Below are 13,345 nucleotides of genomic sequence, written 5' to 3' on the forward strand. Positions count from 1 at the left end.
CTCGGGCCGGCAGACCCTCTTCCGCGATCAGCGAATGATATTGATCAGCGCCGACATCATGTCCTGCGCGGTGGACATGACCTTGGTGTTGGCCGAATACGCCTGTTGGGTTACGATCATCTTCGAAAATTCGCTCGCAATGTCCGTATTCGACTGCTCGATGGTGCCGCCGATGACCGTCGATCCCTTCAGGCCCACCAGGGGCGGACCCGAGTCGATGGTCTGCTCGTAGTTGCCGCCGGAATCCGACTTCAGCCCGTCGGAGTTGGTGAACTGCACGACGTTGATCTTGGCCAGGGACAGGGTGCTGCCGTTGCTGTAGGTGCCCGCGATCGTGCCGTCTTCGGTCACTTCGGTGCTGATGAGCGATCCCGAGGCATAGCCGTCCTGCTGCTGGGTGTTGGTCGTCACCCGCCCGTCGGACGTGTTGTACTGGGTCAGCCCGCCGCTGCCGAAGCGCAGGGTGAGGTCGTTGAGGTTGATCCCGTCGATGGTCACGTCGGGAACCGTGATCGAGGTTGCGGCCGGTGCGGTGAGCTGCCCGCTGGCGTTGAAGCCGAAGGCGGTCCCCGCGTTGGTCCAGGGCGACTGGTTGAGGCCCGCTGTGCTGTTGTTGGCGTAGAACAGGTTCCAGACGTCGTCGGTGGCGGCCGCGGTCCCGGTGGCGGGCTCGCCCGTCTGCACCTTGGCCCAGCGCGTCGCCAGGCTCACCGGGCCGCCGCTGGCCGAGTACAGGGTCATGGTCGGGCCGACCACGCTGTTGTTGACGAGGCTCTGCGCGTCGCCCGCGGCCACGCTCGCGGTCCCGGTGCCGCTGAGGATGCGCGGGTCGCGCTGGTTGGGGGCGGTCCCGAACGGCGCCAGGAGCTCCGAACCGGGCAAGGCGGCCGAGGCGTTGGTGGTCGCCGGCACCTTCGGCAGGTTGGCCGAATAGGTGATCGTGCTGGTCGGCTGTGCCGCCAGGAGGGCGTTCGAGATCTTGATCGGCCCCTCGGAGGAGGCCTGGCCGGTGGCGGGGTCGAGGGTCGAGCCCTTGAGGTAGGAGCCCGCGCCGTTGACGAGGTAGCCGTCCTTGTCGGGGGCGAAGTCGCCGCGCCGGGTGAATTTCTCGGCGGTCGAGAAGGTCGGCTGCCCGTTGGCGTCGCTGGTCTTGGATTGGACCGTGAAGAAGCCGTCGCCGTTGAGGGCGATGTTGGTGCCGACGTTGGTGGCGTTGAGGCCGCCCTGGATCGTGGTGGTCAGGCGCGAATCGGCCAGGACCGAGCCCGCCACCTGGCGGCCGGGCTGCTGTTCGGCGATGAGATCGACGAAGTTCGTGTCGATCCGCTTGTAGCCGGTCGTCTGCGAGTTCGCGATGTTGCCCGAAATGTTGTTGAGCGAGAACGATTGGGCTTTCAGGCCGGATACGGCCGTCTGCAGGGCGGTGAAGACATCCATGGCCGGCAAAACCTCTCGCGCATGACCGTTCGTCGGGGAGCGGCCGAAGCGCGGACCGATCCCGGGACCAGCCGGCGCAAGCCCCGTGCCGAGACCAAGCCATTGATATGATTCACGATCGCGGCTGGCGGGGCGGCAGAAAACGCCGGTCCGCGGCCCGGTCCCGGCAGGATTTGCCGGTCTTTGAGCGCGTTTACGCGGCGTTATGGCCGATGGCTGTAGCGTTCCCGGCGGTGACCACTGGACCAGGTTCGATGAAAAACAAGCGGACGACCCTCGTCCACCTCATCTACTTCTCGCGGCTGAACCTGGCCGCCGATGCACTGACGCGCTCTCGCGAACTCGGCGAGATCACCCGTCAGGCGCAGAAGAAGAACGAGTTCTCTGTCATCACGAGCTTTCTGATCGTCGAGCAGAACTTCGCGGCCCAGATCATCGAAGGCGAGCGGATGTCGGTCAACGACACCTTCGGGCGCATCAACGTCGATACGCGCCACCGCGACGTCCAGATCGTCGAATGGCGGGAGATCGTGAAGCGGGAGTTCGTGAACTCCTTTTCCACCTGCGTGCGCAATCCCGCCAACGACGCCCTGTTCCAGAAGGCCAACCTCCTGCCGATGTTCCAGCGCGGCACGCCGCGCGCGATCTCGATCCAGTCCCTCGCCCTCGCGCTCCAGACCGAGTCGATGTCGAAGCAGGGCATCGATCACCTATTCGTATGACCACGAACACCGCCGTCATCCGATATCCTGACTCCGATCTTCGGGGCCGTGACCACCTCGAGTCCAAGACGCCATGAGCGAGACGCCCCCGATTCTCATCGTCGACGACCAGGAGAAGCTTCTCCGCCTGGTCATCCTGCTCATGAACCGCCTCGGGTTTCCGGACGTCGAGGGGGTGACCGACGGATTGGAGGCCCTCGAGCGGCTTCGGCAGCGCAAGTACGCCCTCGTCATCGCCGACCTCGACATGGAGCCGATGGACGGTCTCTCGCTCCTGCGCGAGATCCGGGGGGACGACGCCCTGATGAACACCCCCTTCATCCTCACCGAGGCCTCGTTCGAGTTCGAGGACATCAACCTCGCTCACCAGGCCGGCGCGGACGCCTTCATCCTCAAGCCGTTCGACATGTCGGTGCTCAAGTCCAAGCTCAAGCAGGTGATCAACCGCAAGCCGCGCAAGCGCGAGGCGCCGCTCGCGGCCGAATCGACCCTCAGCGTCGACTTTCCGATGCTCGGCAAGTTCTGAGGCCGGCAAGTTCTGAGGCCGGCCAATTCAGAGGTCGGCGGTTACCGGCACCTGCGCCGCGGGCGGCGGCCGCATCACCCGGCGGCGTCGACCGCCGTATTCGACGTGATGCCGATGCCGGTGTAGTGGAAGCCCTGCTGCATCGCCTCGGCCGGCGTGTAGACGTTGCGCAGGTCCACGAGCACCGGGGCGGCCATGATCTCGCGCAGGCGGGCGAGATCCAGCGCCCGGAAGGCGTTCCATTCCGTCACGATGACCACGGCGTCCGCACCCTCGGCACAGGTATAGGCATCCTGCGCGTAGGTGACGTTCGACAGCATCAGGCCGGCCTGCTCCATGCCCTCCGGATCGTAGGCGACGATGCGCGCGCCGCCGTCCTGGAGGGCGGTGATGATCGACAGGGACGGCGCATCGCGCATGTCGTCGGTGTTGGGCTTGAAGGTGAGGCCGAGGATGGCGATCGTCTTGCCCCGCACCGAGCCGCCGCAGGCCGCCACCACGCGCCGGGCCATTGCCCGCTTGCGCTGGTCGTTGACCGAGACCACCGTCTCCACGAGGCGAACGGGGGTGCCTGCGTCCTGCGCGGTCTTGACGAGGGCCAGTGTGTCCTTGGGAAAGCATGAGCCGCCGTACCCCGGGCCGGCATGGAGGAACTTGCCCCCGATGCGGTTGTCGAGGCCGATGCCGCGGGCGACCTCCTGGACGTTGGCGCCGACCTGCTCGCACAGGTCCGCGATCTCGTTGATGAAGGTGATCTTGGTAGCGAGGAAGGCGTTGGCGGCGTATTTCGTCAGTTCGGCGGTGCGGCGGCCGGTGACCAGGATCGGCGCCTGGTTGAGGTAGAGCGGCCGATAGACCTTGGCCATGAGCTCGGTGGCGCGCGGATCCTCGCTGCCGATGACGATGCGGTCGGGGCGCTTGAAGTCCTCGATCGCCGCGCCTTCGCGCAGGAACTCAGGGTTGGAAACAACGGAGACGTCCGCCTCGGGTCGCGCCTCGCGGATGATGCGCTCGACCTCGTCGCCGGTGCCCACCGGAACCGTCGATTTGGTGACCACCACCGTGTAGCCGGTGAGCGATGCCGCGATCTCGCGGGCGGCCGCGAAGACGTAGGTGAGGTCGGCGAAACCGTCGCCGCGGCGTGAGGGCGTGCCCACCGCGATGAAGACCGCATCGGCCTGCTCCACCGCCGGCGCGAAGTCCGTGGTGAAGCTGAGGCGGCCCTGGCGCACGTTGTCGGCCACTAGCGCCTCCAGCCCGGGCTCGTAGATCGGCATGCGGCCGGCCTTCAGGGCCTCGATCTTGGCCGGGTCCTTGTCGACGCAGATCACGTCGTGTCCGAAATCGGCAAAGCAGGTTCCCGAGACGAGGCCGACGTAGCCGGACCCTACGATAGCGATGCGCATCCGTTGTGACCCTCTGGTTCCTGTTCGAGGCCGGCCTCGTCGACGCGTGCACCGGTCCGGCGCGTGGTCCGCCGATGGGTGCGGACTGCCAAGGGACGGCAGGGCCGTTCCCCGACGACTCGGGCATGCCGCTTCGCGCCTTGATAGGCCGCGCCATCGGACCTGTCACCAGCACCCACGTCATGGCAAGGACTTAGACCGGGCGGCATCGGTCCGGGACGGGGTGGACATCGGCGGGTTCCGCCCTTGGGCCCCGCCGTCCGCGGGATCGGGCCGGTCGCGCATCAGTCTGCGGAATCGTGGATGTCGAAGGCGGCCTCGATGCGCCGGGCCACGAGGTGGGTCGGGCCGTCGAGATGCGCGCGCGACCGCTGCATCAGGCGGGCGGTCTGGGTAACGGCGCTGGCTTCGGTGAGCGGCATGAAGGCGAGGACGCCGCGGCGGATCTCGTCGCAGACGTCCGGCAGGTTGACGAAGGCGATGTGCGGCGCCGTCATCGCCAGGCGTTTCATCAATTCGATGGAATTGGTCTCCACCGCCGGCGTGAGGGCGAGCCCTGGCGGCACCAGGTCGTCGAGGACGTCGCGCAGGGCCATGGATGGCTCGGCGACCACCAGCGGATAGGCGAGGCAGTCCGCCAGCCGCAGGCGGTCGCGCCCGTTCAAGGGGTGCGTCGGCGCCATCACGGCCCCGAGGTGATGCTCGAAGGCGGCGATGCAGGTCAGGCGCGGATGCGACGGCAACCGGTAGGCCAGCGCCAGGTCCGCCTCGCCGGCCAGGAGTGCCGCGACGATGCCCTCGGCCGGCAGGACGAGCACCGTGACCACGATGTCGGGATGGGTCTCGCGGAACTCGCGGATCACGTCGGCGAGCAATCCGGCGGCGAGGCCGGCCATGGTGGCGATCGTCACCCGTCCGCGGCTGAGCCCCTTGAGGGCGGCGGCCTGGGCCAGCGCCTGCTCGTGGCCGCGCAGGGTGTCGCGGACGTGGCGGATCAGGATCTCGCCGGTGGCGGTGAGGCGCAGGCCCCGCGGCATCCGCTCGAACAGCGGCGTGCCCATCTGCGCCTCGAGGGCGAGGATCTGGCGGTTGATCGCGCTCGACGCCACGTCGAGGCGCGCCGCCGCGGCGCGGATCGAGCCGCTGCGGGCGACCTCGTCGAGATAGCCCAGCAGGCGATGGTGCAGCATCGGGCCCCCGGTCGTGCATCGGCGCGTTCGCGGCCGCTCGGCCGCTCGGGCGATCCCCCCTTTGCACGGACCTTGCCATCTCTTTGGCCATCCCCCGGCCGGGCTATCGCCCGGCGCGGGCCTCCCGGCGGATCGGGCCGGAAGGATGTGTTTCACGTGAAATAAATCCTATCCGACGATGCTTCGTCCCGACGGATCAGGAGGCGGGATCGACGTCGAAATCCGAAGGCTCGAACAGCGGCCGGATCTCGATGACGCTGGGGCCAAGCATCGGGTTGGGGCACCGCTTCACCCATTCCACCGCCTGGTCCAGGTCGTCGACCTCCCACAGCCAGAAACCGGCGACGAGGTCGTGCGGCCCGGGGAACGGCCCGTCGACGACGGTGCGATCCGCCCCGTCGAACGCCACCCTCTTGCCCCTGGAGGTCGGGCGGAGGCCCTCCCCCGCCTTCAGGATGCCAGCCTCGATCAGGTCGGTGTTGTAGCGTCCCATCGCCTCGAGGAGGACGGGCGAGGGCATGACGCCCGCCTCGCTCTCGGTGGTCGCCTTGACCAGAACCATCACCCGCATTCCGCCCTCCCCGGCACGATCTCTCTTCGTCGCGCGGGGAGGATAGCACCGACCGGGCGAGGCCCTATTCCGCGGGCGTCGCCACCGGCCGTCGGCCGCCGTCCTTCGTGCCCGACGAGGTCGGCGGGGCGTAGCCGTAGGTCTCGGGCATCGCGACGAGGTAGAGCACGAAGCCCGCCGCGGCGATGCCCGCCAGCACCAGGAAGGCGGTGGAATAGCCCGCCGAGACGATGATGAGGCCGGCCAGCGTCGCCGAGAACGAGGCGCCGAGCCCCTGCGTGGTGGCGACCGCACCCTGCGAGACGTTGAAGCGCCCGGTGCCGCGGGTGAGGTCGGCGACCACGATGGGAAACAGCGCCCCGTAGATGCCGGCCCCGACCCCGTCGAGGAGCTGGACGCCGACGAGGTAGTAGGGGTTGTCCGAGACGGTATAGAGCGCGCCGCGCAGGGCGAGGACGCCGAACGCCACGAGGAAGATCGGCTTGCGCCCGATGGCGTCCGCCTTGGCGCCGACGAAGACGGCGACCGGCACCATCACGAATTGCGCCGCCACGATGCAGACGGAGATCAGCGACGTCGCGCTCTCCTTGCCGGCGAGCTTCGTCAGCAATTGCCCGACCGAGGTCAGCATCGCCGCGTTGGAGAGGTGGAAGATCGCCGCCAGCACCGCGAACAGCATCAGGTAGCGGTTCTGCAGCAGGGCGCCGATGCCGGAGGCCTGCTCGTCCGATTGTCCGGCCTTCTCGTCGAGGCCGCGGGCGAGATCGTCGTCGATGGCGTCGGCCGACACCATCAGCATCGCGCCGACGCTGAGGACCGCCAGCACCGCCATCAGCCAGAACACCACGATCGGCCCGAAGAAGTAGGCGGTCGAGCCGGCGATGGCCGCCGAGACCGCGTTGCCGGCGTGGTTGAAGCCCTCGTTGCGGCCGATGCGCTTGGCGAACATCTTCGGGCCGACGACGCCCAGCGTGATCGCGGCTAGCGCGGGCGGGAACACCGCCCCGGCGATGCCGGCCACCGATTGGGTGGCGGCCACGACGTAGAAGTTCGACACGAAGGGCAGTGTCAGGCAGCTCGCCGTCACCGCCAGGGCGCCGGCGATGACGATGGCGCGCTTGTGGCTGCTGCGGTCGATCAGGGCGCCGGCCGGCGTCTGCGCGATGAGGCCGGCGATGCCGGCGATGGTCATGATCAGGCCCGTGGTCGCCTCGTTCCAGCCCTGGTCGGGGCCGCGCACGGCGATGAGGTAGATGGCCAGATAGGGGCCGAGGCCGTCGCGCACGTCGGCGAGGAAGAAGTTGAGGGCGTCGAGGCCGCGCAGGGACCGGGCCGAGGGCGTGCGGACGTGCTGATCGGAGGAAGGCTGTGCCGTCATCGGTGGTCCTGACGTGATCGGCCGTGGGGCGGGCCCGATGACGGCCCCGTCCGAAAGCGGGCTCTCGGAGCAGGCGTGGTCGGTGGGCCGGACCGGCGGTTCGGGAAGGCTGATGAACACCGAACGGACCGGCAGCCTGGGCCCCGTGTCGTTTCGACGTTCCGCAACCGCACCGCGAGCGCCTTGGTTCCCGCATCGAATCGTCGGTCGATACAATTCTTCGTCGAGGTCCGGATGAAGAGTCGGCTTCAACCGTGCCCGCGGATGGGCCAGCGCGGGGCGCGACCGGAGCCGTCGATGAATTCGAACCGCTCGGACCGGTTGAGGGTGTGGAAGCGCTTGCCGCGCCAGCCGGGCCCGGCCCGGACGGTCGTCTCGACGGTCTGGCCGAATCCGTCGTCGTCGAGGCGGTCGATCCGGGCCAGCGCCAGGGCCTCGCCGTAACCGCGCCGTCCGTCCTGCACCGGGCGGATCAGGACGCCGTCGCGGGCGACGATGTGGCCGGCCGGGCGGGCCGAGGCGATGTCGATGAGCACCGGGTTGTGGGCATGCGCGGTCCAGGGCCCCCGGAAATCCGGGGCGGACCACAGATGCAGGGCGTCGGAATAGGAACCGCGCACCGGGCCGCCGTCGTGGTCGGCGTGGACGTCGCGCACGGTGGCGAACATCCACCAGCGCCCGGCGTGTTCGAGCAGGGTCACGTCGCCGGCGGTCAGGCCGGAGAGCAGGGTCGCCTCCTTCACCCAGCCGCCGGGAAAGGCGGTGGCGCGGTAGAGGTCGACGGTGCCGTTGGCCGAGCCCTCCGGGATCATCCAGACCTGCCCGTCGCGGGCGAACACGAACGGGTAGGAGAGGTGGTAGGGCTCGTCGAGGACCGGGACCGGCGTACCCACCGGACCGTTCTCGTCGAACGCCACAGCCGAGATGATCGCCTTGCCGCGGGCGTGCTCGTAATCCTCCACGAACAGCACCGTGCGGCCGCCGTGGTCGATGGCGAAGGGGTCGGCGTAGAAGCGGTGGCCGTCGTCGGGCAGGTCGTGCCAGCCGGTCCCCGGCAGGGCCCTGAGGTCGACGAGGTCGGGCCCGGTCAGGTGACGCCAGCCGACACGCCAGTGCGGCGCCCGGTAGCACAGGTGGTAGATCCGCCGCAGTACCGCCCAGGCCAGCATCCGCGTCGCGCGCCGGGCGAGGGCCGGCAGCCCGAGGTCGGGCGGCGGCGGCGGGGTGGGCACAACGGCCCCGCCCTGCGGCATGGCGGGCTCGTGCTGCGACACCGCCGCCACGATGAGCGTCGTGACGCGGGCGAGGGCGTCTTCGAAGGAGATCAGCGCGGCACCGATCGATTCGGTGCCGAGCCGGGCCGCGACGTGGGTGCGGCCGTCCTCCGCCAGGGTCGCCACCGGCATCCGTCCGTCGAGGAGGCAGGCGAGCAGGCCCTCTTCGCCGGCGACCCCGTCGAAGCGCAGCGTCCAGACCCGCGGGGCGGCGCCGGCGACGACATCGCCGCACAGGTCGATCACGAGGTCGGGCGTCGCGTCGCGCGGTGCCGGATAGGCCCTGAGCGCGTCCGGTGGCAGCGGGGCCGAGGGGCCGTTCGCCGGCACGCGCCCGATGAGCGCTTCGAGGCGGAACAGCAGGGCCGCGTTGTCCGGCAGGCCGCCGGGGCCGGGCGAGGCATCGAGGTCGAGCGCGATGCCGGGCAGCCGCATCAGACGCGTCATCAGCGTCGCGTGCCAGCGGCGCGGGGCGCGACCGTCGAGACGGAGTCTCAGATCCATGTCTGTCTCAAGTGCATGTCTGTCTCGAATGCATCTCTTGCACCGGCTCCGGGACGGCGAACCCGACCTGTCCCTACGCCCCCCGCCCTTGCGAAAGACTTGCGGCCGGAGCGATGACCACGCCGGACGAAGCCCTCGCTCCTCGAGGGTGCGCGTAGATCCTTTTGCATCGCAATATCGATCTCGTCGCGTGTCTGCCGCTTTTTCTCGCATCGATAAAAGGTGATGGAAATATGCGCATCGTTAAACTGTGATCAAACTCGCGCTCTACGGCCTGATTTAAAATACGGCATGCTCATAATGATCGCACTCATCGGAATAGATGGAAGTAAACCGTGCAATCGGGGTCAGAATTGGGCTATGATCACGTCATATCGAGCGCCATACGCTCCGGCGCCATAGAGAGACAGCACCGATGACGATCAGCAATACGCGCGAAACCGCCAAGATCTACGCCTTCGTGCCGCGGACGCGGGCAACCGGCTCGGGGCAGCCGTCCGGCCTCAAGTCCGGATCCGCCCAGGACGCCCAGCAGGTGCCGGTCTGCGACTTCAGCGGCAGCTGGTACCATGCGGCTGCGATCCAGGACGCGCCTCAGCCGCGCCGGTCCTGATCCGCGAGCCCGAACGGCGATCGAGCGCGTGGCGCGGCCTGCCGGCCCGCTGCCGGCCGCCCGTCAGAGGAGCACGCGCTGCCGCTGGCCCCGACGCTCGAAGTAGAACGGGATCGGCAGATAGGGCGCGAAGCCGCCGGCGACCTGCGCTTCCAGGTCGCCGAGAATGACGTCGGTGATGCGCGGCAGGTCGAGCTTGCGCGCCTGGGACAGGTTCACCCAGACGAGTTCGACGAGTTCGGAGTCGGGTGTCACCACGCCGGGCGTCTCGCCCGCCACCGCCGTGCGGTCGATGGCGAAGAAGCGGGTGTCGAACCGGCGCGGCCGCCCCGGCGGGGTGATGGCCCGGGCGACGAGATGCATCGCCTCCAGGTCGGGCAGGACGCCGTTGTCCCGGAACGCCGCCCAGGGGCCGTCCGGTACGTCCTCGGGCGCGCCGTAGTCGCGGGTGCCCAGGAGCAGGCCCGTCTCCTCGTAGGTCTCGCGGATCGCCGCCAGGGCGAGGGATCGGCCGAGATGATGGGGCGGGCGCACCACCTGGGCCGTCAGGGCGGCCTCGGCCCTGGCCGAGAGCGCGCCGGCCACCGGCATGTGCCGGTCCCAAGTCTCGATACGCCCGCCGGGGAAGACGAATTTGCCCGGCATGAACGCGAGGCCGGCGTGCCTCCGGCCCATCAGCACCTTGGGCGTGCGGCCCTTGCGGTCCACGAGGATGAGGGTGGCGGCGTTGCGCGGCCGCGCGGCTGGCGGGCGCCCGCCCCGCTCAGGCGTGGCCGAGGCCGGGGGTTCTGTCGTCGCCGGGTCCGCGCCGGAAATCGGGTCCATGCTGCAGGTCCTCGGGCCGCACCGCCGCCTCGGCGCGGGGCAGCGGTAGCGTGGCGAAGCCATGCATGCCAAGCGCATATTGCAGGCCCACCACGGCACCCTTCACCGGCTGCAGCAGCGCCATCGCCATGATCAGGGTGACGATGGGCCAGAAGCTGAGCTGGAACCACAAGGGCACGTCGTATTCGGTCTCCATCTTCAGGAGCGCGTAGCCGACGATGTGCCCGACGATGAAGATCACGATGTAGGGCGGCAGGTCGTCGGCCCGGTGGTGATGCATCTCGAGCCCGCAGGCCTCGCACTCGGGCCGCACCTTCAGGAAGCGGCCGAAGATCTTGCCCTCGCCGCAATGCGGGCACCGGCCGAGGAAGCCGGTCGCCATGGAGCGGACCAGTCCTTTTCTGACGGTCGGAGCGGTCGTCGCACTTGGCGTCGTCATATCGTCGTCCTGAACGGCCATGCGACGAGCTTAACCCGTTCGCCTCAGCGGCGCGAGCCGCGGTGGCGCGACCCGGTGTTGCGGATGCCGGCGGGCCGGCCGGGGACGCCGGCCCGGCGGACCGGCCGCGAGCCCGGCGCGGTGGCGCGCTTGTCCTCGCGGGCGCGGCCCTCCGACAGCAGTTCGAAGCGCAGGGCGCCGGCCACGGCGGCGGCCTCCACCAGCCTCACCTCGACGGGATCGCCCAGGCGATGGGTCTCCCCGCTGCGCTCGCCCACCAGGGCATGGCGCGATTCGTCGTGGCGGTAGTAATCGGCCCCGAGGGTCGAGATCGGCACGAAGCCGTCGGCTCCGGTGTCGTCGAGCTTGATGAAGAGCCCGGAGCGCGTGACCCCGGAGATCCGCCCGGTGAAGGTGGCCCCGACCTTGTCGGCGAGGTGGTGCGCGATCAGCCGGTCGATGGTCTCGCGCTCGGCCGCCATCGCCCGGCGCTCGGCCGCGGAGATCTGCTCGCCGATCCGGTCGAGGGCGCCGATCGTGACGTCGGACGACAGGCCGTCGCTCCCGAGCCGGCAGGCGGTGATCAGCGCGCGGTGGACGATGAGGTCGGCGTAGCGCCGGATCGGCGAGGTGAAATGGGCGTAGCGGCGCAGGTTCAGCCCGAAGTGCCCGAGGTTCTGGCTCGCGTAGACCGCCTGCGCCTGGCTGCGCAGAACCACCTCGTTGATGAACAGGGCGTGCTCGGTCTCGGCCACCAGGCCGAGGATGCGGTTGAACAGGGCCGGGCGCAGGGCGCCTTCCTTGGGCAGCTTGATGCCGATGGAGGCCAGCACTTCGCCCAGAGCCCGCATCTTCTCCAGGGCCGGTTCGTCGTGGACGCGGTAGATCAGCGGTTGACGGGCCTGTTCCAGGGTCTCGGCGGCGGCGACGTTGGCGAGGATCATGAACTCCTCGATCAGCCGGTGGGCGTCGAGGCGGGCGGGCACCACGACGCGGTCGACGGCCCCGTCGGCGGTCAGCAGCACCTTGCGCTCGGGCAGGTCGAGGGCGAGCGGCCCCCTCGCCTCGCGGGCCTTCACGAGGGCCGCGTAGGCGCCCCAGAGCGGCCGCAGGGCGGTCTCGACGAGCGGCGCCGTCGTGTCGTCGGGGTGCCCGTCGATGGCGGCCTGCGCCTGCGCGTAGGCGAGTTTCGCCGTCGAGCGCATCATCACGCGGTGGAAGGTATGGCGGCGCTTCACCCCGTCGGCGCCGATCACCATGCGCACCGCCAGCGCCGGGCGGTCCTCGCCCTGGCGCAGCGAGCAGAGGTCGTTGGAGATGCGCTCGGGCAGCATCGGCACCACCCGGTCGGGGAAATAGACCGAGTTGCCGCGCATCAGCGCCTCGCGGTCGAGCGCGGTGCCGGCGCGGACGTAGGCCGCCACATCGGCGATGGCGACGGTGACGACGAACCCCTGCGGATTGTCCGGGTCGTCGTCGGGCACCGCCATCACGGCGTCGTCGTGGTCCTTGGCGTCGGGCGGATCGATGGTCAGCAGCGGCCGGTCGCGCCAATCCTCGCGGCCCTTCAGGCCGGCGGCCTTCACCGCGTCGGCCTCCGCCAGGGTATCGGCTGCGAACACGTGCGGGATGTGGTGGAGATGGAGCGCGATCAGGCTCACCGCCTTCTCGGAGCCCAGCGACCCCAGGCGCTCGCGCACCCGCCCCTGCGGCAGGCCGAACCGGGTCTCGCGGGTGAGCGTGACGCTGACGAGGTCGCCGTCGCGCGCCGTGCCCTCTTCGCCGGCGGGGATCGCGATCTCGCGCCCCTGCGCCCGCTTCTCCACGGGCACGATGCGGCCGCCGTCCCGGCCGGTGCGGTAGACGCCGATGACGTCGGCCTTGTTCTTGCCGATCACCTTGACGATGCGGCCGGCGTAGCGGCCGCGGTCGCCCTCTTCCTGCTCGACGCGCAGGAGCGCGCGGTCGCCGATCCCCGGCGCCGGCCGTCCGGGCTTGCGGCCGCCGCGGGGGATCTCGACGCGGATCTTCGGGGGCGGGCCCTTGGCGTGGTCCCATTCGGCGGGCATCGCGACGAACTCGCCGTCGCGGTCGCGGCCGGTGATGTCGGCCAGCACCACCGGCGGCAGGCGCCCGGCGGGCGTGAGGCCGCCGCGCCCGCCCTCGACCTCGCCGTCCTCCTCGATCTCCTTGAGCAGCCGCTTCAGCTCGATCTTGGCCGCACCCTTGATGCCGAAGGCCTGGGCGATCTCGCGCTTGCCGACCTTTTCGGACGACCCGGCGATGAAGGCGAGCACCTGTTCGCGCGAGGGAAAGGCAGGCCCGTTCGGGTTGGGGTGGATGCGCTTGGCCAAGGATGGGGGCTCGCTGCGCCGGACGAGGCGCGCAAAGAATAGGTGAGCCGATGGGACACCATTCGACTCGTCCACGCAACATGGGAACGCTGGCCGTCCCGGGCAA

The 13,345-nt window shown here is 69.7% G+C and carries 12 protein-coding genes; 3 read left to right on the forward strand and 9 right to left on the reverse strand.

The genetic code is table 11. The annotated features are described in order from the left end of the window. Nucleotides 1–27: 27 nt before the first annotated feature. Nucleotides 28–1,437 (reverse strand): flagellar hook-basal body complex protein, encoded by a 1,410-nt coding sequence (locus ASF39_RS17805; RefSeq protein WP_056286390.1) that lies wholly within the window; start codon nucleotides 1,435–1,437, stop codon nucleotides 28–30. Nucleotides 1,438–1,691: 254 nt separating this feature from the next. Here ASF39_RS17805 and ASF39_RS17810 point away from each other — a divergent pair, with 254 nt between their 5' ends. Continuing rightward, nucleotides 1,692–2,159, forward strand: coding sequence for a BLUF domain-containing protein (locus ASF39_RS17810; RefSeq protein WP_055888287.1), 468 nt, complete (start codon nucleotides 1,692–1,694; stop codon nucleotides 2,157–2,159). Between the two features lie 73 nt (nucleotides 2,160–2,232). After that, the gene (locus ASF39_RS17815; RefSeq protein ID WP_055888285.1) at nucleotides 2,233–2,685 is read left to right on the forward strand and encodes a response regulator; all 453 of its coding nucleotides are present in this window, start codon (nucleotides 2,233–2,235) and stop codon (nucleotides 2,683–2,685) included. A gap of 74 nt (nucleotides 2,686–2,759) precedes the next feature. Here the strand turns inward: ASF39_RS17815 and ASF39_RS17820 are convergent, their stop codons facing one another. From ASF39_RS17820 to ASF39_RS17845, 5 genes are all read right to left on the reverse strand, one after another. Then, entirely contained in the window at nucleotides 2,760–4,091 is a 1,332-nt protein-coding gene (locus tag ASF39_RS17820; RefSeq protein ID WP_056286393.1) for a UDP-glucose/GDP-mannose dehydrogenase family protein, read from the reverse strand. A gap of 284 nt (nucleotides 4,092–4,375) precedes the next feature. After that, the gene (locus ASF39_RS17830; RefSeq protein ID WP_056286401.1) at nucleotides 4,376–5,281 is read right to left on the reverse strand and encodes a LysR family transcriptional regulator; all 906 of its coding nucleotides are present in this window, start codon (nucleotides 5,279–5,281) and stop codon (nucleotides 4,376–4,378) included. Between the two features lie 196 nt (nucleotides 5,282–5,477). Next, entirely contained in the window at nucleotides 5,478–5,852 is a 375-nt protein-coding gene (locus ASF39_RS17835; RefSeq protein WP_056286403.1) for a YciI family protein, read from the reverse strand. Nucleotides 5,853–5,916: 64 nt separating this feature from the next. Next, nucleotides 5,917–7,230, reverse strand: a complete 1,314-nt coding sequence (locus ASF39_RS17840) for an MFS transporter (protein WP_056286406.1) — start codon at nucleotides 7,228–7,230, stop codon at nucleotides 5,917–5,919. Nucleotides 7,231–7,478: 248 nt separating this feature from the next. Then, nucleotides 7,479–9,008, reverse strand: coding sequence for a hypothetical protein (locus ASF39_RS17845; protein ID WP_056286408.1), 1,530 nt, complete (start codon nucleotides 9,006–9,008; stop codon nucleotides 7,479–7,481). A 415-nt stretch (nucleotides 9,009–9,423) separates the two neighbouring features. Between ASF39_RS17845 and ASF39_RS17850 the strand changes: the two genes are divergently transcribed. Beyond that, the gene (locus tag ASF39_RS17850; RefSeq protein WP_056286410.1) at nucleotides 9,424–9,621 is read left to right on the forward strand and encodes a DUF2735 domain-containing protein; all 198 of its coding nucleotides are present in this window, start codon (nucleotides 9,424–9,426) and stop codon (nucleotides 9,619–9,621) included. A gap of 63 nt (nucleotides 9,622–9,684) precedes the next feature. Here ASF39_RS17850 and ASF39_RS17855 read toward each other — a convergent pair whose 3' ends face one another. From ASF39_RS17855 to rnr, 3 genes are all read right to left on the reverse strand, one after another. Next, the gene (locus tag ASF39_RS17855) at nucleotides 9,685–10,446 is read right to left on the reverse strand and encodes an NUDIX hydrolase (protein ID WP_055888270.1); all 762 of its coding nucleotides are present in this window, start codon (nucleotides 10,444–10,446) and stop codon (nucleotides 9,685–9,687) included. Further along, a complete protein-coding gene (locus ASF39_RS17860; protein WP_082494652.1) occupies nucleotides 10,385–10,828 on the reverse strand; it encodes a DUF983 domain-containing protein in 444 nt (147 codons plus the stop codon). The genes ASF39_RS17855 and ASF39_RS17860 overlap by 62 nt, the downstream gene beginning before the upstream one ends. A gap of 101 nt (nucleotides 10,829–10,929) precedes the next feature. Beyond that, nucleotides 10,930–13,239: a ribonuclease R gene (rnr, locus tag ASF39_RS17865; RefSeq protein WP_056286413.1), complete on the reverse strand. Its 2,310-nt coding sequence runs from the start codon at nucleotides 13,237–13,239 to the stop codon at nucleotides 10,930–10,932. Nucleotides 13,240–13,345 lie beyond the last annotated feature (106 nt).

This window comes from Methylobacterium sp. Leaf108 (assembly GCF_001423265.1).
GTDB lineage: Bacteria > Pseudomonadota > Alphaproteobacteria > Rhizobiales > Beijerinckiaceae > Methylobacterium.

Excerpts from the sequence above, each read along its gene's own strand:
- ASF39_RS17805 (WP_056286390.1), bottom strand. The coding sequence starts at position 1,437 with ATGGATGTCTTCACCGCCCTGCAGACGGCCGTATCCGGCCTGAAAGCC.
- ASF39_RS17810 (WP_055888287.1), top strand. The coding sequence starts at position 1,692 with ATGAAAAACAAGCGGACGACCCTCGTCCACCTCATCTACTTCTCGCGG.
- ASF39_RS17815 (WP_055888285.1), top strand. The coding sequence starts at position 2,233 with ATGAGCGAGACGCCCCCGATTCTCATCGTCGACGACCAGGAGAAGCTT.
- ASF39_RS17820 (WP_056286393.1), bottom strand. The coding sequence starts at position 4,091 with ATGCGCATCGCTATCGTAGGGTCCGGCTACGTCGGCCTCGTCTCGGGA.
- ASF39_RS17830 (WP_056286401.1), bottom strand. The coding sequence starts at position 5,281 with ATGCTGCACCATCGCCTGCTGGGCTATCTCGACGAGGTCGCCCGCAGC.
- ASF39_RS17835 (WP_056286403.1), bottom strand. The coding sequence starts at position 5,852 with ATGCGGGTGATGGTTCTGGTCAAGGCGACCACCGAGAGCGAGGCGGGC.
- ASF39_RS17840 (WP_056286406.1), bottom strand. The coding sequence starts at position 7,230 with ATGACGGCACAGCCTTCCTCCGATCAGCACGTCCGCACGCCCTCGGCC.
- ASF39_RS17845 (WP_056286408.1), bottom strand. The coding sequence starts at position 9,008 with ATGGATCTGAGACTCCGTCTCGACGGTCGCGCCCCGCGCCGCTGGCAC.
- ASF39_RS17850 (WP_056286410.1), top strand. The coding sequence starts at position 9,424 with ATGACGATCAGCAATACGCGCGAAACCGCCAAGATCTACGCCTTCGTG.
- ASF39_RS17855 (WP_055888270.1), bottom strand. The coding sequence starts at position 10,446 with ATGGACCCGATTTCCGGCGCGGACCCGGCGACGACAGAACCCCCGGCC.
- ASF39_RS17860 (WP_082494652.1), bottom strand. The coding sequence starts at position 10,828 with ATGGCGACCGGCTTCCTCGGCCGGTGCCCGCATTGCGGCGAGGGCAAG.